Here is a 19244-nt window from a genome sequence, read left to right on the forward strand (position 1 = left end):
AGTCGGGAAGGGGCAAGGGGGCACAGTCATCTCGCTACCGAACGGAACCTTTTCATCCGGTACATATCGTCATCCGCATGGCTTAGCAGGGTAGCGGCATCCTCCCCGTCAGCGGGATAACTGGCCACGCCGATACTGCAGGACGGCATTCTGAGCCCACCGAATTCAGCGTCCAGCGGCTCGGCCATGACCATGTGAATCTGCTCCACCTTCTTCGAAACGGCATCCGCGGACTGGATGTCGGTCAACAGAACCGTGAATTCGTCACCGCCCATGCGGGCTAGCGTGTCTGTCTCGCGTACGCAACTTTCCAGCCGACGTGCCACCGTACAGAGCACCGCATCACCCACCGCATGGCCATGGATATCATTGATATATTTGAAGTCATTGAGATCCAGGAAAAGCAACGCCAGGCCGTTCTGGTGGCGACGGGCCGCACTCAGACCCGAGTCCAGGCGATCGTAGAACAGCGATCGGTTAGTCAGCTTGGTCAGGGGGTCATGATGGGCGAGAAAGCGCAATTCCGCCTCGGCCTGCATAAGGGCCGTCACGTCCCGCGCGACACCGATCCGCACCCCCTCCTCCTCGGACCAGCGCGCAGACCACAGGATATGTACGATACTGCCGTCCTTGCGGAGATAGCGGTTGCGGAAATCGAGGTGGGGCTGACCGTTCATGACCCGCCGAATGGAGGCCTGGGTGACCGCCAGGTCGTCAGGATGCATGTGGTCGGTGATCAAGGTGCCGATCAGCTCGTCGGCACGGTAACCTAGCAGTGACTCACAGGCATCACTCACAAAGACGATCTGGTGGTCCCCATCGACTACGAAGACGGTGTCCAGCATCAGATGAATCAGCTTAGGGTAGAGCGATTGCAGGTCAATGGGCATAGGTCAGGACAATTCAGTTCTTGTCTCTCGCTTATAGCACGATCGCGAAGAGGACCGGTAAGAAATCCTGCAAGCTTCCAGGGGCTGTTGAGGTCTAGGCTGTTAATGTAATTAAATAGCCAGCTTTTGACTGGCTCTTTAAGAGACTAAGAAGAAACTGATTCAGGCGATTTGCCTCTGATTAATTTCAGAACTTGAAATTAAGCCCCGCGCTTAGGGCTGTGACTTCAAATTCTGACTTGTCTAAATAGGAGACATACTCAATCGTTCCCGAGGTGACTGGATTAAATTGCACCTGCCCACCTAAGCCATAGGAAAAGTCTGAATCGGTATCACTCTCTGACATGGAATAGAGCTCTGCTGTTGCTTCGGCGCCTGTATATCCAATTAGCGCATAGACAGAGAGCATATCGGTAAGCGGCAAGTGACCCACTCCGTACACGCCATACAAGTAATCTAATTCAACCGTTTCTCCTGTTTTATAGCCATTCCATTTTACGTCATCATCGTCAAGGCCCATACCTGCCCGAACTTCGATGGCAAAATAATTATTCGCAAAATGCCCCACCCTGCCTATGACTGCACTTGGCTCAGTTTCAACGTTATGATAATCATTTTCGTAGTTAATCTTTGCGTACTGTAATCCTGCATAGCTAGTTCCAGCGGCTTCCCCAAAAGCCGGGCTAGAAATCATGCCTAGCAACATGAGCGCATAAATTTTCTTTTTCATTTTTAGAATTTCCCCTTGATAGTTTCTGCGTAGCTCTGTCGTTTACAAAAAATGACGGAACTACTAGAGGCTAGCGTATTGCTCCCTTTCTGGACAGTACTTATCCACCAGACGCTACTCATCAATTGGTGGGGTCACGCAAGGCTATTAGCTGTCACCGGCGAGCCAATGACCCAGCTGTCAAGGCGTGAGTAAAGCTAACTGAGAACAGTAGGCAATTGCTCTGTCAACCGAACTAAAAAGTCGGGCTATGATTATGAGGTGGCGCAGAGAACATCTAGCCGGCCCCCACGACTTGGGCCCCGGCGTGGATGGTGCCTTCAAAAAAGGTACCCGCTTGGAGATCTGCGAGCTCCAGAGCCCCGGTAACCAGTGGATGGATCACCATCGCCATGGTCGAGAACGTGGTCACCCCGACCACCGTTATGGCTTACTCAGTTACGACTGTAGTATTAGGCAAGCATATTTGCCTCATCCAACAACCATTCACGAAACTGTCTGGCGATGGGTCGCTCCAGGCCTGCGCCCGCGCTGACCACGTAGTACGCCTGGTCGCAGTTCAGCGGGCTATCGAAGGCTACCACCAGCTTTCCTGTACTCAATTCCGCCTGATGGAGGTCCCGACTGCCGAGCAGCACACCCTGGCCGGCGAGGGCCGCCTCCAGCGCCAGCAGCCCGTTGCCAAACCGCAGCTCCCGGAACGGGCCGATTTTACCTCCCTGTTGCCTGAACCACTCCTTCCAGCCGCAGGGCTCGTCGAAGCGGGTAAGGGTGCTGTCGCACAGCAACGGCAGCCCGCGCAGTGTCTCGACACCGTCCACGTTGGCGGCCAGTTCCGGTGCGCAGATGGGCACCAGCTCCAAACTCATCAGCCGCTGAGGCTCTAAGTCCGCGTAGCTACCGTAGCCAAGGCGCACGGAAACGTCGATGCCGGCGCGCTTGAGCTCGGCCACCCCGAAGTCGCTATCACGGGCGCGGTCCACCGTATGCAGGCTCGCCTGCAGCCGCACTTCGGCCTCCGGGCAACGGGCGTAGAAACGGTGCAGGCGCTGCACGATCCATTTGGTGGCGAACAGGGGTTCGGCGCAGACGGTGACGATCAGGCGCTCCTCGCCATAGGCGCGGATCTTGTCCACCGCGCGACCCAGCGTCTGAAAACCTTCTTGAAGCTCCGGCAGGGCCAGGCGCGCGGCCGGGGTCAGGCTGACCCGCCGGTGGTGGCGGACGAACAGATCGACGCCGAGATACTCCTCCAGCGCCTTGACTTGGTGGCTGATCGCCGCCGGCGTGACATTGAGCTCCTTGGCGGCCGCGGCGAAACTCTTGGTTCGCGCGGCGACTTCGAAATAGGAGAGTGCGATCAGGGGTGGGCGTCGTAACATGACCAATACTCGCAAGAATGGCGGTGGGGCACGGCGCGATCAAGTGTCCCCTTTGAGGGCCACTATAATCGCTGCTGGTGCGTAAGCCATACCGCTTACCCCATGGTTCTATTTCAGGCCCTCTTTCCCGACCGACTCAGGCGGAAAGACTGGCCTCGAGCTGCTGGCGCAACATGAACTTCTGGATCTTCCCGGTCGAGGTGGTCGGCAACGGCCCGAAGATCACCTTTTTGGGCGCCTTGAAGCGGCTGATATTCTCCTGACAGAAAGCGATCAGGGCGGCTTCGCTCAACTCGCTGCCGGGCCGCAGCTGGACAAAGGCCGCTGGGACTTCACCCCACTTGGCATCCGCCATCGCCACTACGGCCGCGAGTTCGACGTCGCCGTGGCGCTGGATGATGTCCTCGACCTCCAGAGAAGTGATGTTTTCCCCGCCCGAGATGATCACGTCCTTCAGCCGGTCGCGAATCTTGATGTAGCCATCCGACTCCACCACGGCCAAATCCCCGGAGTGAAACCAGCCGCCGGCAAAGGCTTCGCGGGTGGCGGCTTCGTTGCGCAGGTAGCCCTTCATGACGATATTGCCCCGGAACATGATCTCGCCCACCGTCTCGCCGTCGGCGGGGACGGGTTCCTGCGTGACCATGTCCAGCACCGCGATGCTTTCCTGCAGCGGGTAGGTCACCCCCTGACGCCCGTTGAGCCGGACCCGCTCCTCCAGGGGACGTTGATCCCAGCCATCCTGTTTGGCGCACACCGAAGCGGGGCCATAGGTCTCGGTCAGGCCGTAGACGTGGGTGAGCTCGAAACCGATCTTCTCCATCCGCTCCAGCACCGATGCGGGCGGCGCCGCGCCGGCGATCAGCCCCGACACCTTGTGCTCGATCGGTTCCCGCGCAGCCACTGCGGCATCGGCGATCATGGCGTGGACGACGGGGGCACCGCAGTAATGGCTGACCCTATGCTGCCTGATCAGGCCCAGGATCACCTCCGGGTCGACCCGGCGCAGACAGACGTTGGTCCCGCCGATCGCCGCCAGCGTCCACGGGAAGCACCAGCCGTTGCAGTGAAACATCGGCAGCGTCCAGAGGTAGACCACCTCCCGGGGCAGCGTCCAGGACAGGACGTTGCTGACCGCATTCAGGTAGGCGCCGCGATGGTGGCTGACGACCCCCTTGGGGTTGCCGGTGGTGCCGGAGGTGTAGCCCAGCGCAATCGCATCCCATTCGTCGGCCGGCAGTTGCCAGTCGTCCCGCTCCGGTTGCTCGGCCAGCAACGCCTCGTACTCCAGGTCACCGATAAAGCGCTCTTCGCCCTGACTCGGGTCGGACACGTTGATCACCATGGGTGCCGGTCCTTTTAACCGGGCCAAGGCCTTTTCGACCACGTCCACGTACTCGGGATCAACCAGCAGCAGGCGCGAGCGGCTATGATCGAGAATGAAGGCCACGGCTTCCGGATCAAGGCGGATGTTGATCGCATTCAATACCGCTCCCACCATGGGCACGCCGAAGTGGGCTTCGTACATGGCCGGGATATTCGGCAGCATGACGGCCACCGTATCGCCCCGGCCGATGCCGAAATGCTTCAACAGGGATGCCAGTCGACAACAGCGGGAGTAGGTCTGCCGCCAGCTGTAACGCCTCTCGTTGTAGATCAGCGCCGTCCTGTCGGGATAAACGGCGGCCGCCCGTTTGATAAAACTCAAGGGCGACAGCGGAACATAATTGGCCGTTGTCTTTTCGAGGGCCTCATTGAAATCGCAGATATCATTCATGGTCTTTCCCCTGTTGTTTTTATTGTGCGAAATACTCGCTAGCAGCCCGGTAGTGCCCAGACGGGTTTACGCTTTCCGAGAAAGGCATCAATCCCCTCGCCTGCGTCAGGACTCAGCATGTTTTCGGCCATCACATTGCCGGCAAAGTCGTAGGCGTCGGCCAGTGCCATCTCGCGCTGGGGATGAAACATGGATTTTCCAAAGCGCACCGCCGCAGGACTCTTGCTCAGGATCTGTTCCACCTTGTCGGCCACGGCAGTCTCCAGATCGGAGTCAGCGGTGACATCACTCAACAGCCCCCACTCCAGAGCAGTCTCCGCGTCGATAAACTGGCCTGATACCAGCATGTCGAACGCCCGCTTGGGAGAGACGTTGCGTGACAGCGCCACGGCGGGGGTCGAGCAGAACAGGCCCACGTTGATGCCCGACACCGCGAAGCTGGCCGATCGGGCGGCGATGGCCAGGTCGCAGCTGGCCACCAACTGGCACCCGGCCGCCGTGGCCATGCCCTGGACCTTGGCGATGACCGGCACCGGCAGCGCGACAACACTCTGCATCAGCCGGCTGCAGCCGCGAAACAGCGCCTGGTAATAGGAGTGGTCGGAATTTTCACGCATTTCCCGCAGGTCGTGACCGGCGCAAAATCCCCGCCCCTTGGCACCGATCACCACACAGCGGACAGCGGGGTCGGCGGCGATCGCATCCAGCTCCCGCTGCAAGGCGGCCAGCATCGTTTCGGACAGGGTGTTGAATTTATCCGGCCGATTCAATGTGAGGTAGACGGCTCCATCCTTGTCCTCCCTGAGAAGAATGTCTTCCGACGCTTGACTGTGACTCATACATGACTCCCGCCAGAGATGGCTGGTTAAAGATGATTGATCGTCACCTCGGCGGTGATCGAATTGCGGATAAAACAGTTTTTATGGGCGCTGGCGTGAATTCTGGATATCGCCTTCTGGTCCGGCATCTTGTCACCACCGAAAGTAATGCGCGGCGACAATTCAATACGCGTTATCTTCAGGCCTTTTTTATCATTGCTCTCCAGATGGCCGACTGGGTCGTCCTCATAGGATTCGACCTGATAACCCTGAAAATCGGCGATGGCCAGGAAAAACAGCATATGACAGCTGGACACCGAGCTAATCAGCATTTGTTCGGGGTCGGCACAACTCGGGTCACCTTTGAATTCGACCGACGCGGAAACATTGACCTCCTGGCCACCATTCAACGTGACGTGATGATTGCGCGAGAAGGTGTTTGCATCGGTTTCGTGGGGTTTGCGCTGCCAACTGATGGCGGACTGATGAACTGACATAGATAAGTCTCCTGCTTGCGAATGACGTCACCGTAAGTGATTCGGGAAATACCTGTAAAACGACGATTACTAAGCAGTTAGATTAGCTTAGCTAATGTGAAATCTTGCAAACTGCTTTATCAGCGGGCTGGTATCCTCACACGAGGTCAGAAGGAGGCCCACCGGCCAAGCAGCAGTGCATGGATTACAAAAAATAAGCCAAACGCTTAGAAATGATCGCTTTACCCCGTAAAAGGCCCCGGCCAGTCTGTACTTGCCCTTGTTCATTCAAACAGGAGACGAAGCCAAAACCGACAACACCCAATAAAAAGACGAGGAGTCCCATGAGTGAATCTAGTATGCAGACCCTGAATGTTGAATACGCGATCATCGGCGCCGGCACCTCGGGGTTGGGCGCCTACTCGAAGATCAGCCGCAAGACCGATAGCCTGGTGATGATCCAGGACGGTCCCTACGGCACCACCTGCGCACGGGTCGGCTGCATGCCCAGCAAACTGCTGATCACCGCTGCCGATCACGCGCACCATCTGGCCACTAGCGATTTTTTCGGGGTGCCGGCCTCGGGTCGCGTGGATGGCCGCAAGGTCCTCGAACGGTTGCGCCGGGAGCGGGATGATCGATTTGTCGCCAACAACCTCCGCTACGTCGACAAGATTACGGCCCATCACAAGCTGGAAGGACGCGCCCGGTTCATCGCACCGGGCCGCCTCAGGGTGGGCGAATCGGTCGAGGTCAATGCGAAGAAGTTCATCCTCGCCTGCGGCTCCCGGCCTGTGGTCAACGAGGTGTTCGAGCCCGTGATGGCCCGCGTCCTCACCAGCGATACGGTCTTCGAGCTGGAGGACCTGCCCCGCTCGATAGCCGTGATCGGCATGGGCGTCATTGCGCTGGAACTGGGGCAGGCACTCCATCGACTGGGCGTCGAAACGACAATCTATGGCCGCTCCGGAACGATCAACGCCCTCACCCACCCGGCCATGCAGCAGGAAGCGCTTGGTAGCCTCGCCACCGAACTGGATATCTACCCAAGCGGCCAGGTGATGAGCACCTGGGAGGACGCTGAAGGCGCCTGGATCGAGTACGAGCAGTCGAATGGCCAGCGGGTCACCAAGGTGTTCGACAAGGTACTGGTCGCCACGGGTCGGGTCTCCAACGTAGACCGATTGGGCATGGAGCATAGCGGCGTGGAATTCACTGAAGCCGGCGTGGTGACAGTCGATCCGCAGACGATGCGCTGCTCTGGCCATCCCGTTTTTATTGCCGGAGATGCGACCGACCACCTGCCGGTGTGGCATGAAGCCTTCGATGAGGGACGTATCGCCGCCGATAATGCGTTGAACTACCCGGAAGCGGTGCCTGCACAGCGTAGACCGCCATTGATGGTATTCTTCACCGATCCTCAGATCGCCATCATCGGCCAGAGTTTCCGGCAACTTGAAGGTCAGGAGATTGTCATTGGCGACCTGCCATTTACCAGTCCCCGCCATGTGGTCTGGAACAAGATCCAGGGCCGTATTCAGGTCTACCTGGACGCGCGAACCGGCGTCATTCTAGGAGCCGAGTTGCTGGGATACCAGGCTGAACACCTGGCACATCTGCTTGCCCTAGCCATCACACACAGCATGACGGCGGAGCAAGTCCTATCGATGCCAATTTACCATCCCAGTGCCGAAGAGCTGTTGCGGGATGTTTTGATCGACGCTCGGGAAAAGCGCAGGCGTTACCTGATTACGCTTGCTGATCATGCTATTACGACAGTCTGAGCTATACTGGAACCCTCTTGTCAGTCAAGGATTTAGCGCCATGGCCCGTAACTTCATCCAGTTCCAGCATGGGCGCCTCATCACCGTCAGTGGCCGTGCCAGCGCGCAGATCCCCGCCTTCAACGGGGCCAAGACCGTGCTGGGTTTTGGGATCACAATGAAGGCTGCTAATAAATGAGAAAAATTGCTATTGATGCTGCGGACATTCGCATTCTTTGCGCAGTGCAACAGCATGGGCAGCTCAGCAAAATCAAGCTGTCAGAGCTAGTCAATCTTTCTCCGACGCCATGTTGGGTTCGCTTCAACCGATTAAAGGCAGCTGGGCTGATACGTGGATATCATGCGGACATCGCGCTCGATAAAATCGCGGCTGTCACGACGGTGATTGTCACAGTTTCGCTCAAGGAGCATCGCAAATCGGATTTCGACCGCTTTGAGAATCATATCGGTCAAGTGGATGGGATCGTCGAATGTATAGCGACGGGGGGTGGCATGGATTACGTCTTGAAAGTAGTCGCGCCTAGCCTTCCCGCTTTTCAGCACGTGATGGAAGAACTTCTTTCAGCGGAGCTGGGGATCGACCGCTACATGACTTACATCGCAACCAGAGAGATCAAATCGACTCAACCCAATCTTGCTAACCTGATGACTGACCCAGGGAACTGAACCGGAAGGAGCGTCTGCTCCAGATCCTCGCCTATAACGCCGCCTTGGCGGCGTCGGAATCGATCAGGGCATGATCTGAAGGTCAGGCCAACTGACGCCTTGCTGCGCGTGTCGTATTCAAAAGCAGGCAAGCGATCGTCATCGGGCCCACGCCACCGGGCACCGGCGTAATTGCACCAGCGATCCGGGCAACCGATTCAAAAGCCACATCACCCATGAGCTTTCTCTTGCCATCAAGATCAATGGCGTTGATACCGACATCAATGACCGTTGCACCAGGCTTGATCCAGTCAGCGTTGATGAGCTCCGCCCGGCCAGCCGCCGCCACCACAATATCGGCATTGCGGCAAAGTGATTCGATATTCTTCGTTCGTGAATGTGCAATAGTGACAGTACAGTCTGCCTGCAACAGTAGCGCAGCCATCGGCTTCCCCACAATATTAGAGCGCCCCACCACCACAGCATTTTTACCACTAAGATCCGAATGGACCTGACGCAGCATGATCATGCAACCTTGTGGCGTGCACGGTACTAGCGACGCTCGCCCGGCAGCCAGTGCTCCGACATTTAGCGGGTGAAAGCCATCAACATCCTTGACCGGATTGATGGCAGCTATCACCTCCTCCTCATCGAGATGCGAGGGTAGTGGCAGCTGCACCAGAATGCCGTGCACCTGAGAATCATTGTTCAGAACATCGATTAGCTGATTCAGGGCATCCTGGGTGCATTCGGCGTCAAGGCGGTGCGCAATAGAACACACCCCCGCTTCTTCCGCCCGCTTTACCTTATTTCTCACATACACCTGGCTGGCAGGATCTTCGCCCACCAGCACCACAGCCAGCGTCGGCACTATGCCATACTCGGCCCTGAGCAGTTCGACTTCAGAAGCAACCTCTTGCAGAACCTGAGTCGAGAGCTGTTTTCCGTCAATTAATTGAGCCATGACTCCCTCTACTTCTATTTGAAAATAACGGTTTTGTTACCCGAGAGAAAGACGCGGTGCTCTGTATGCAATTTCACCGCGCGTGCCAGCGCCATCGTTTCGGTATCCCGACCTAGAGCAACCAGTTCGTCCGGGTAGTAAGCATGGTTAACCGGCTGCACGGCCTGTTCGATAATCGGACCTTCATCCAGGTCACCGGTCACATAATGCGCAGTGGCACCGATCAGCTTAACGCCACGCTCAAACGCCTGATGATAAGGTTTGCCGCCTTTAAAGCCCGGCAGGAAGGAATGATGGATATTGATGGCCCGGCCGTGCAACTTCTCACAGAGCTTATCGGACAACACTTGCATATACCGCGCTAGCACCACCAGCTCGGTGCCGGTCTGGTTGACGATATTGAGCAGCTCAGCTTCCTTTTCCGGTTTGGTTTCTTTTGTCACCGGCAGGTAAATAAAGCGAATGCCTTCATGCTCGGCTATCGGTCTAAGGTCCAGATGGTTGGATACCACCGCGACAATCTCGATGTTTAACTCGCCCTTGTGATAACGGTAGAGAAGATCAACCAGACAGTGATCAAACCGAGATACCATGATCAAGACTTTTGTCGGGCGGTGGGCCTCATGCATCTCCCACTTCAGGCCGAATTTATCTGCAAGGTCAGCAAACCCGGTGCGCATCTCTTCAAAGGAGCAGCAGGAATCAGGAAGAGTATTGAACACAGTACGCATGAAAAACTGGCCGGTGACTTTGTCATCGAATTGAGATAATTCGTAGATATAGCCGCCATGCTCTGACAGATAAGATGTAATACCGGCAACAATATTAGGCCCAGTTTCGCAGCTGACGGTAAGAACAAATTGGTTAGTGTGGTCCAGATTTTTTGTCATAACAGAAAGCCTATAAATGTTAGTGATTGTTTTTCTATTCGCTAGACACAAAAATCTGAACACTCTCATCTGATTCAGTGAAACTTCAGACTCAATTGTTTAGCGAGTTATTCACTTTTCAACCGGGGAATATAATCACTTATTATTTAAGCGCGGTTCCTCCTAAGCACTTCGTCGCTGGAGGGAGACCATAGCTGTCGTTCATCAAGCACTCCGGATTTTTCGATAATTTCTGCTACAGTATCTTCCTGGCGATGGGCCATCACGTGGACACCGCTAACTCCCTCAATCTCTCGCAGCTGCTGGATGAGCTCGATACATATCTTCTGCCCCTCTTTTTTCTGATCCTTTGCGCCTTCCAGACGCTTGATCACTGCGTCCGGAATGTGAATCCCCGGGACATTATTACGCATCCAGACTGCCGTTCGCGCTGAAGCCAGCGGCCCCACTCCGGGCAGGATAAAACACTTTTCCAGTAATCCCAGATCACGCGAGCGGTCCATAAACGTTCTGAAACGCGGTAGATCGAAGCAGTACTGTGTCTGAATAAATTGAGCACCTGCTGCTATTTTTTTCGCCAGCCTATGAGGTCGGAAATCGTAGGGCGGAACAAATGGGTTTTCTGCCGCACCGAGAAAAACCCGCGGCGGATCACTGATCTTTCGACCGCTGCAAAACTCATTCTTATCGCGTAATCTGGCTACCGTTTCCAGCAATGAAATGGAGTCGAGATCAAAAACCGGCTTGGCTTCCGGATGATCCCCTACCTGCACACCATCACCCGTCAGGCAGAGGATGTTGTTGATACCCAGTGCTGCACCACCCAGCACATCCCCCTGAATGGCAAGCCGGTTTTTATCGCGGCAGGAGATCTGCATCACCGTCTCATAACCTACCCGTGACAGCAGCGCACACATCGCAACGCTTGACATATGACAGTTAGCGCCGGAGCCATCGGTAGCGTTCATACCGTCCACGTAACCGTCGAATACTCGGGCCCGGGCGTAGACCTCCTCCGGGTTCGCCGAGTCAGGTGGAGCCAGTTCGGCGGTGACCGCAAAATGCCCGGTCCTCAGCACCCGTTCCAGTCGTCCGGCAGAGCTATAGCCCGGTTTCCTTGATACTGGATTGCAATCATCAGCTCCATCGTTAAAGCTCACTTTGAATCCCCCTTATATTCTTGTTGTTTTAGATCCGATGCCCTACGTGCCACGCGCAACCAAGACGAACTGCCCTTCTGACTATGATCAACCGGCAGTTGCACCACCTGAATCTGTTCGCCACCTTTCATCTTCTGACTTCCCTCCCAGGCTTCGACCCAGACGCATTTCATTTCCGGCTTGACCTCGCAATTGCCGTTGGCGCGTACTCCCCCACAGGGACCGTTGCGCATAGTTTTAGGGCAGTTCATCGGGCAAGACATCCCGGTAGAGCTGAGGATACACTGACCACACATCTTGCAGTCGAACAGCAACCCCTTGCTGAGCTTCTCCAGCATGCCCACCGGCTTTTCTGCGCGCTGGTAACCTACCGACTTCCACAGCGGGTGCAACTTGACGATCACCGGTTCGAATATTCGGTAGATGACCTCAAAAAATCTCGCGTGCCGCGCGGCCCAAAGACGAACAGAATACACAAGCCTCTCCTACCACGGCAGCACCGCCGTGGAACCAATTATTGCCGCTGTCGTCGTACTCGAGCACACACTCAGGCGCTCGCATAACGGGCTGGCGTTCAAGCGGATATAGCGATCTTCTTTTTGGGGTCGAAGAAAGGCTTTTCGACAACAACAGCTTGCACTGGCCCGGATAGGGTTTGAACTTCCAGTTCATTGCCAATCCTGGCATGTTCAGTAGCAACCATGGCCAGAGCAATATTCTGTTCAAGACGTGGGGAATAAACCGCAGACGTCACCTTGCCGACTGTTTCGCCATCTTTGCTAAGCGGCCAGAATGTAGTGTTGGGTCCTTTGAGGGGCGCCATGTCGATACACAGCCCGACCTGCTTGCGGCTCACGCCATTTTCACGGATGCGCTGCAATGCGGCCTTGCCGATAAACTCGGCCTCCATGTCGGGGTTCACCAGACGGTCCATCCCAAGTTCGTAAGGGTTGGTGTTGATGTCCGCGTCAGCGTGATAGGAAAGCATCCCACCTTCGATGCGGCGAATCGTAGAAGTATGACCAGGTTTCAACCCAAAGGGCGCACCTGCAGCCATGATCTTTTCCCAGAGTTCGTCCCCTCGAGTGCCGTCACGCAGATAAAGTTCATAGCCCAGTTCGCTCGACCAGCCGGTGCGCGAGACAATCAGTGGGATGCCGTCAAGTTCGACCTCGCGCAACCAGTAGTAGCGCAGATCCATGATACTCTCGCCAAAGAGTTTCTTCATCACCTCGCCCGACTTCGGACCCTGCAATTGCAAGGGGGAAACATCAGGTTCGCGAATACTCACATCCAGCCCGGCATGAACCGCAACACCTTGCGCCCACAAAAGGATGTCGCTGTCAGCCAGAGAGATCCAGAAGTGATTTTCTGCCAGCCGTAGCAGAATCGGGTCGTTCAGAATGCCACCGTCCGCATTGGTGATCAGTATATATTTGCACTGCCCAACAGCCATCTCCGACAAATCACGCGGGGTTAGACTCTGCATGAATTTCGCCGCATCCGGGCCGGTGATTTCCACCTGCCGTTCGCCGGCAACATCGCAAAGGATAGCCTCATTCACGAGGTTCCAGAAATTCTGTTCCGGATCCCCGAAGTCACGCGGGATATACATGTGGTTGTATACTGAAAAACCTTTTGCCCCCCAACGGACTGTTGCGTCAAAGTAGGGGGACTTTCGGATCTGTGTTCCGAAGCCAAAATCATCTTCTTTTTCCATGCTGATTATCTTTCTTGACGTAACATTTGCCATGCTGGTTACCTTTCTTGTTGTAGCATTCAATTGATCGCGCGAACTCATTGATATTCGGCAAAACCAACTATAACCGCACCTGGCATTACAATGCGGACTGAAAATCACAGACAAATAAGCCTGAACAGGCCAATTGTTAACCAAGCGCAGGCCGTTTGGTCCTGCTCTTGCGAATAAGCCTCCTCCCGGTTCAGTTTCCTGGGTCAGTCATCATCCCGGCGGCCATCAGTTGGGGTCGGACCCTCCGCAGCGCCACCGAACGACAGGCGGTACCATCTCAACACTGGGCAGCGCTGCGTATATAATTTAATGAGCTGATAATAATGACCTTAATCGCCTATGGTTATTTATTTTCCACAAGCAATTATCGGCCCGAGCGGCCGATTCATGGTGTGTCATCCATGGCAAGACACCCATCGAATTTATCTTTGGGTGACAGAGCCCGGGAAAGGTCATTCAGCCAGTCACCATGCCGACTCCCTGCGGGGAATTTCCATATGTTCATTAGCCTGCCGTGGCATGAGAAGCATCCTTCCTCGCACTAGAAGTACGAGGTTTGACGCGCAATTTGATCATGAAAACTTTGGCGAGAGAGGCTACCACTGAAAAATATTGCGTCGGTCAGCAGGTGGGGAGAATCACAGTATGTTGACAAAGACAAACGTGAAAGTTGTGCCAAATACCACAAGCGCAAGCAGTACCAACAAGCCGTCGTGCACGACTAGTGAAAGCCCCAGTGTCAGCAGCGCCAGGCCGGCGGCCGAGGCTGAAAACGGTACCAGCTCCATGAACGGCATGCACAGGCCGACGACCACACATAGCGCGGCAATTCCGTAGCTGCCGCCTTTATTATGTACCAGAAATGTCAGCCGCGGCTTGAGAACCCGGTCTATGTCCCGCGCCGGCTTGTTGAGCCAGTTCAGCGCCTTCTGCAGCTTGCCACGCTCAATTGAACGGTTGAGGATGTAATGTGGTAACCAGAACTGTTTTCGGCCGATCAGCATCTGTGTGGCTATCAGCAATACGAACGACGCCATGAAGACCGACATGCCCGGCACACCACTCAGCGGTGAAAAAAGCGTGATACCGATGAGCATCAATAGCGGCCCGAAAGAGCGACTGCCAATCGACTCGACGACCATCCCGATAGAGACCTGATCGTTGTCGCGTGCCAATTCGCCAATTCGATCGAGCAGTTCTTCGAGGTTTTGCAACGGCCGGGGCATCGAAGGTCTCCATAAGAGCCGGTACGACATCGGCGATGTTCTTACCGCCACTGCCAGAAAGCGCGGGACATGGCCTTGAGGTCATAGCGCCTATTGAAGCGGTACTCGAACCTCGGCCAGAATGATACCAGCGGTGAGCGAGGTTTGATGATGGCAGTGATGACACTGAATGGGATTGTGAGCCATGGCACTAACTCCTTGACCGTCCATATGACTCCAATATAGACCCGGGGCGGCATGATAGCTGATCAACATGCGTAATCAGGTGCTGACCAATAAAAGGGCCGCCGATCATAGATCGGCGGCCCTTGATATTACCCTTTCAGTGCGCCGGCCATGCCGGCGCCTGGATCAGGCAGATTTAGCGGTCTTGGCGGTGGTATCAGCAGTCTTTTGGGTCTGCTTGACGTTCTCTTCGGTCAACTTCTGGCTATCCTTGACGAAGTCCTGCTGCAGGGCCACGACCTTCTCGGCATCACCCTTCAGGCGCTCGGTCAGGTCCTTGGCGACTTGCTGCTGGCCTTCCATGTACTCGCGGAGGCCTTCGGCATCCTTGACGTTCATGAGGTTGCGCAGCTGCGCCAGGCTAGTCTCGGAATAAGCCTTGACAGCGTCCTGCTGGGCGTTGACCAGCTTCTCGGTGTAGTTCACGGAAAGCTCGGCGTAGGCGCGAGCCGGACCGGAGAACATGGATTCGAATTGATTGGTGATCTGCTTGGTGTCAAATGCGTTGGTCATGATGAGAACCTCCGGGTTCTGAATGCGATGGAACGGGAGATTCCCGCTCTGTTGCAGTGCACAATAGCAGGGTTTTTTGTGCAGTGCAACATTTCGGAAGGCAGGGCGTGGGAACCGCGATTTCGAATGAAGGGACGAGAAATCAGCGCCGAGCCTTCCTTGCTGTCATGCGCTGGACCGTCCGCCAATACACGAAAGGATGACATCGCCGCACGACACTCAATCAGTCCTTGTCAATGCACCGTCGAGGCGCTTGACACTGGCCACAAAGTCGCTGAAACGCTCGCCCTGGATCAGCACGTGGTTGCGCATAAGACGTTCTGCAGCTCCGGTGTCGCCGTCCTCGATGGCGGCCAGAATTTTGCGGTGCTCAGCCAGGGAGGTGCCCATGCGATGGCGCACCTGCAGTTGCAGGCGTCGGTAGGGCTTGAGGCGCTGTTTGAGCTGGCTGGCTTCGTCGGCGAGGTAGCGGTTGTGGCTCGCCGCGTAGATGGCTTGGTGGAAGCCCTCGTTCTCGTAGTAGTACTCATCGGTATCGCCGGCCAAGGCAGCAGCCTCGCAGCGCGCATGAGCCCGCTCCAGCTCGGCGAGTTCTTCCTCGGTGATGCGTCGCGCGGCGAGTCGCCCACACATCCCTTCCAGCTCGGCCATCACCTCGAACATCTCAACCAGCTCGTCGAGACCCACCCGAGCCACGAAGGTGCCCTTCTTGGGCGAGACAGTGACTAGACCGCTGGCCACCAGTTGCTGGACGGCCTCGCGCACCGGCGTACGCGACACCTCGAACTCCCGACACAGGGCGTCCGGGTCGAGCCGCTCGCCGGGGAGGCGGCGGCCATTGATAATGTCGTCCTCCAAGGCATCCCGAAGCCGCTGAGCATTGGATCGTTTCATATCGTCCCTCTTTCCTTGTCCTATTGTGTCATGCCGGGCAAGGCCAAATTTACACCTTTGTCTAACCCATCGAAATTGACACTAGTATAATCCACGGTGTATTGATGTATATATCAGACTACCTGATAGATATTTCAACACTACAACAACAATGCACTGGAGAGATACTATGACACGTTCACTCACCCCCACTATCGCTGCCTTGACCTTGGCTGCCATCGCCTTCAGTAGTGCCGCCTCCGCTCAGACCGTGCTGCGAGCCTCCCACCAGTTCCCTGGCGGCCAGGGCGACGTGCGCGACGAAATGGTGCAGATGATGGCTGACAAGGTTGCCGAGGCCGATGTCGGCCTGGAGATCGAGGTCTACCCCGGCCAATCGCTGTTCAAGGCCAAGGAGCAGTGGGGCGCGCTGGTACGCGGACGCCTGGACATAACTGCCCTGCCGCTGGACTACGCCAGTGGTCGCCATCCCGAGTTCTCTGCCACCCTGATGCCCGGTCTGGTACGCAACCATGAGCACGCTCAGCGCCTCAACGACTCCGAGTTCATGGACATGATCAAGGAGGTCATCCAGGAAGGCGGCGCCCGGGTACTGGCCGATGCCTGGCTCTCGGGGGCCTTCGCGTCCAGCCAGAACTGCATCACCTCACCGGAGACCGTGGAAGGCCAGAACTTCCGCGCCGCCGGGCCCGCCTTCGAGCAGATGCTGGAAGCCGCCGGGGCCTCGATCGCCTCCATGCCCTCCTCCGAAATCTACACCGCCATGCAGACCGGCGTGCTAGATGCTGCCAACACCTCCTCCATGTCCTTCATCTCCTACCGCCTCTACGAGCAGGTGGACTGCCTGACCGAACCCGGCGAGCACGCCCTGTGGTTCATGTACGAGCCGGTCCTGATCTCCGAGCAGGTCTGGCAAGGGCTCGACGAGGCGCAACAACAGGCCCTGAAAGCGGCTGGCCAGGAGGCCGAGGAATTCTTCGCCACCGAGGCCGCAGCCATCGACCAGCAGATGGTCGAGGTGTTCGAGGAGAACGGCGTCGAGGTGGTCAGCATGAGCGAGGAGGACTACAACGCTTGGCTGGAGATCGCCAAACAGAGTTCCTACAAGAACTTCGCCGATAATGTGGAGAACGGCCAAGCCCTTATCGACGCCGCCCTCGCGGTGGAATGACGCCGACGTTGCGATCCACTCGGACCCGACCGGCCGCCCTGCGAGGGCGGCCATCCCGTCATATCGGAGGGCTTCATGGAACACTCCCACACTGACGCCACGACGCCCGGCGGGCTCGTCGGCGGCTATATACGCCTGATGGATAGACTCTCGCGCGCCACCGCCTATCTCGCCGCGGCGCTGTTCATCGCCGGGGTTGTGGTCGTCTGCCAGATGGTGTTCGTGCGCTACATCCTCGGCATGAGCACCAGCTGGCAGACCGAGTTCACGGTCTTTTCCGTGACCGCCGCCATGCTGTTGGGTAGCCCCTATGTCCTGATGACCGGCGGCCATGTCGCCGTCACTGTGCTGCCCGACAGCCTCTCGGGTCTGCCGCGCCGCCTCATGCGACTGGCCGCCTCGCTGGTCGGGTTCGGCTTCTGTGCTGCCCTGGCCTACGCCTCCTGGGTCTATGTTGCTGAGGCCTGGCACGGTGGCTGGACCACCGGCACGGTGTGGAATCCCCCTCTGTGGCCGGCGGTACTGCCCATGGCTGTGGGCAGCACATTGCTAACGCTACAGTACGTTGCCGAAATCATGCGCGGGGAGGTCTGACCATGGATCCTGTTACTGCCGGCATCGCCGTTGCCATCGGCCTAGTCGTACTGATGGCCATCGGTACGCCCATCGCCTTCGCCTTAGGCGGCGTCTCGCTGGTCGCCCTAGTCGCCGACCGCGGTGTGTCTGAACTGACCTACTTCGGCGAGACCTTCTTCGATCGCATTGCCGAGTTCGGCTTCGTCGCCATCCCCATGTTCATCATGATGGGCGCTGCGGTAGCCTCCTCACCTACCGGCCGCGATCTCTATCGCTCGCTGGATCTCTGGCTGGGAAAACTGCCCGGCGGACTGGCGATCTCCAACATCGGCGCCTGCTCGATCTTCGCCGCCCTTTCTGGCTCGTCACCCGCCACCTGCGCGGCCATCGGCAAGATGGGCATCCCCGAGATGCGCAAGCGCGGCTATCCCGACGGCGTCGCCGCCGGCTGCATCGCCGCAGGTGGCACCCTGGGCATCCTGATCCCGCCTTCGGTGACCATGATCATCTACGGCATCTCCACCGAGACCTCGATTGGACGACTGTTCATCGCCGGCGTGGTCCCTGGTTTCATGCTCGCCGGGCTGTTCATGGTCTGGACCCTGATCGCCTGCAAGCTGGCTGGCGGCTATGGCAATCCCATGGAGATCGCCTCCGAAAGCATCAAGAAGACAGTCCGAGAGAACGTCGATGCCAATCTCAAGGCTTTGGTGCGGGTACTGCCTTTTCTGGGCGTGGTGATCGGTATTCTCTTCGCCCTTTACGGCGGTGTGGCAACGCCCTCGGAAGCCGCCGGCGTGGGTGCCTTCCTGTGTCTGGCGCTGGCGATCATCATCTATCGCATGTGGCAGGTGAAGCCCATCAAACTGATCATGCGCGATTCTCTACGCGAAAGCGTAATGATCATGCTGATCATCGCCGCCGCCGAGGTGTTCGCCTATGCCCTGTCATCTCTGTTCATCACCCAGACCGTGGCTGGCGCCATCGCCGATCTCGAGGTCAACCGCTGGGTGCTGATGGGAGTGGTCAACGTCTTCCTGCTGGTGGCCGGTTTCTTCCTGCCCCCCGTAGCGGTGATCGTGATGACCGCGCCGATCCTGATGCCGATCATCCTGTCCGCCAACTTCGACCCCTACTGGTTCGCCGTGATACTGACCATCAACCTGGAGATCGGCCTGATAACGCCACCGGTGGGGCTGAACCTGTTCATCATCAACAGCATTGCGCCGGACATCTCGCAGCGCGACGTGCTGATGGGCAGCCTGCCCTATGCGCTGTGCATGGTACTGGCCATTTTGCTGCTGTGTCTCTTCCCGGAGATTGCGCTGTGGCTACCCAATCTACTCATGGGCTGAAGGAGAACACTCGAA

Annotated in this window: 21 protein-coding genes and 1 pseudogene; 6 read left to right on the forward strand and 16 right to left on the reverse strand. The window is 57.0% G+C overall.

The window, feature by feature from the left end:
• Positions 1–26 precede the first annotated feature (26 nt).
• The 7 genes from GPM19_RS15570 to GPM19_RS02075 form a co-directional block, all read right to left on the reverse strand.
• Positions 27–890, reverse strand: a complete 864-nt coding sequence (locus tag GPM19_RS15570; protein WP_160417190.1) for a diguanylate cyclase domain-containing protein — start codon at positions 888–890, stop codon at positions 27–29.
• A gap of 187 nt (positions 891–1077) precedes the next feature.
• Complete coding sequence (locus tag GPM19_RS02055) at positions 1078–1620, reverse strand: porin family protein (RefSeq protein WP_160417191.1); 543 nt, start codon at positions 1618–1620, stop codon at positions 1078–1080.
• Between the two features lie 277 nt (positions 1621–1897).
• Positions 1898–2032, reverse strand: coding sequence for a hypothetical protein (locus GPM19_RS15495; protein WP_264766784.1), 135 nt, complete (start codon positions 2030–2032; stop codon positions 1898–1900).
• Positions 2033–2072: 40 nt separating this feature from the next.
• Positions 2073–3002 carry a LysR family transcriptional regulator gene (locus GPM19_RS02060; protein WP_160417192.1) on the reverse strand — a complete coding sequence of 310 codons (930 nt, stop codon included), beginning with the start codon at positions 3000–3002 and terminating at the stop codon, positions 2073–2075.
• A gap of 136 nt (positions 3003–3138) precedes the next feature.
• Entirely contained in the window at positions 3139–4779 is a 1641-nt protein-coding gene (locus tag GPM19_RS02065) for an acyl-CoA synthetase (protein ID WP_160417193.1), read from the reverse strand.
• A gap of 38 nt (positions 4780–4817) precedes the next feature.
• Positions 4818–5618, reverse strand: a complete 801-nt coding sequence (locus GPM19_RS02070) for an enoyl-CoA hydratase (RefSeq protein WP_160417194.1) — start codon at positions 5616–5618, stop codon at positions 4818–4820.
• Positions 5619–5644: 26 nt separating this feature from the next.
• On the reverse strand, positions 5645–6094 hold the full coding sequence (locus tag GPM19_RS02075; protein ID WP_160417195.1) for an OsmC family protein: 450 nt from the start codon (positions 6092–6094) through the stop codon (positions 5645–5647).
• 323 nt (positions 6095–6417) lie between these two features.
• Between GPM19_RS02075 and GPM19_RS02080 the strand changes: the two genes are divergently transcribed.
• Genes GPM19_RS02080 through GPM19_RS02090 form a run of 3 tightly spaced genes read left to right on the forward strand, consistent with a single transcriptional unit; the run spans position 6418 to position 8523 of the window.
• Complete coding sequence (locus GPM19_RS02080) at positions 6418–7857, forward strand: dihydrolipoyl dehydrogenase (protein WP_160417196.1); 1440 nt, start codon at positions 6418–6420, stop codon at positions 7855–7857.
• A 40-nt stretch (positions 7858–7897) separates the two neighbouring features.
• Complete coding sequence (locus GPM19_RS02085; protein ID WP_160417197.1) at positions 7898–8035, forward strand: hypothetical protein; 138 nt, start codon at positions 7898–7900, stop codon at positions 8033–8035.
• Positions 8032–8523 carry an Lrp/AsnC family transcriptional regulator gene (locus GPM19_RS02090; RefSeq protein ID WP_160417198.1) on the forward strand — a complete coding sequence of 164 codons (492 nt, stop codon included), beginning with the start codon at positions 8032–8034 and terminating at the stop codon, positions 8521–8523. Before GPM19_RS02085 ends, GPM19_RS02090 begins: the two co-directional genes overlap by 4 nt.
• An 82-nt stretch (positions 8524–8605) precedes the next feature.
• Here the strand turns inward: GPM19_RS02090 and folD are convergent, their stop codons facing one another.
• The 9 genes and pseudogenes from folD to GPM19_RS02135 all read right to left on the reverse strand — a co-directional run bounded on the left by folD (position 8606) and on the right by GPM19_RS02135 (position 16127).
• Positions 8606–9466, reverse strand: a complete 861-nt coding sequence (gene folD / locus GPM19_RS02095; RefSeq protein ID WP_160417199.1) for a bifunctional methylenetetrahydrofolate dehydrogenase/methenyltetrahydrofolate cyclohydrolase FolD — start codon at positions 9464–9466, stop codon at positions 8606–8608.
• 14 nt (positions 9467–9480) lie between these two features.
• The gene (gene purU / locus GPM19_RS02100) at positions 9481–10356 is read right to left on the reverse strand and encodes a formyltetrahydrofolate deformylase (RefSeq protein WP_160417200.1); all 876 of its coding nucleotides are present in this window, start codon (positions 10354–10356) and stop codon (positions 9481–9483) included.
• A 146-nt stretch (positions 10357–10502) separates the two neighbouring features.
• Positions 10503–11516, reverse strand: coding sequence for a methylenetetrahydrofolate reductase (locus GPM19_RS02105; RefSeq protein ID WP_160417201.1), 1014 nt, complete (start codon positions 11514–11516; stop codon positions 10503–10505).
• The gene (locus GPM19_RS02110) at positions 11513–11992 is read right to left on the reverse strand and encodes a methylenetetrahydrofolate reductase C-terminal domain-containing protein (RefSeq protein ID WP_160417202.1); all 480 of its coding nucleotides are present in this window, start codon (positions 11990–11992) and stop codon (positions 11513–11515) included. Before GPM19_RS02110 ends, GPM19_RS02105 begins: the two co-directional genes overlap by 4 nt.
• Before the next feature lie 98 nt (positions 11993–12090).
• The gene (locus tag GPM19_RS02115; protein ID WP_160417203.1) at positions 12091–13236 is read right to left on the reverse strand and encodes a glycine cleavage T C-terminal barrel domain-containing protein; all 1146 of its coding nucleotides are present in this window, start codon (positions 13234–13236) and stop codon (positions 12091–12093) included.
• A 671-nt stretch (positions 13237–13907) separates the two neighbouring features.
• Entirely contained in the window at positions 13908–14495 is a 588-nt protein-coding gene (locus GPM19_RS02120; RefSeq protein WP_160417284.1) for an exopolysaccharide biosynthesis protein, read from the reverse strand.
• A gap of 12 nt (positions 14496–14507) precedes the next feature.
• Positions 14508–14605, reverse strand: a pseudogene (locus tag GPM19_RS02125) (IS1595 family transposase); the annotation flags it as partial.
• Positions 14606–14846: 241 nt separating this feature from the next.
• Positions 14847–15233 (reverse strand): phasin family protein, encoded by a 387-nt coding sequence (locus GPM19_RS02130; protein WP_160417204.1) that lies wholly within the window; start codon positions 15231–15233, stop codon positions 14847–14849.
• A 219-nt stretch (positions 15234–15452) separates the two neighbouring features.
• Complete coding sequence (locus GPM19_RS02135; protein WP_160417205.1) at positions 15453–16127, reverse strand: GntR family transcriptional regulator; 675 nt, start codon at positions 16125–16127, stop codon at positions 15453–15455.
• A gap of 169 nt (positions 16128–16296) precedes the next feature.
• Here GPM19_RS02135 and GPM19_RS02140 point away from each other — a divergent pair, with 169 nt between their 5' ends.
• The 3 genes from GPM19_RS02140 (at position 16297) to GPM19_RS02150 (ending at position 19229) form a co-directional block, all read left to right on the forward strand.
• Positions 16297–17298 carry a TRAP transporter substrate-binding protein gene (locus tag GPM19_RS02140; protein WP_160417206.1) on the forward strand — a complete coding sequence of 334 codons (1002 nt, stop codon included), beginning with the start codon at positions 16297–16299 and terminating at the stop codon, positions 17296–17298.
• A 75-nt stretch (positions 17299–17373) separates the two neighbouring features.
• On the forward strand, positions 17374–17892 hold the full coding sequence (locus tag GPM19_RS02145) for a TRAP transporter small permease subunit (protein ID WP_202114632.1): 519 nt from the start codon (positions 17374–17376) through the stop codon (positions 17890–17892).
• 2 nt (positions 17893–17894) lie between these two features.
• Entirely contained in the window at positions 17895–19229 is a 1335-nt protein-coding gene (locus tag GPM19_RS02150; protein WP_160417207.1) for a TRAP transporter large permease, read from the forward strand.
• The last annotated feature ends 15 nt before the right edge of the window (positions 19230–19244 follow it).

Source organism: Vreelandella zhuhanensis (assembly GCF_009793355.1).
In the GTDB taxonomy this organism is placed as follows: domain Bacteria; phylum Pseudomonadota; class Gammaproteobacteria; order Pseudomonadales; family Halomonadaceae; genus Vreelandella; species Vreelandella zhuhanensis.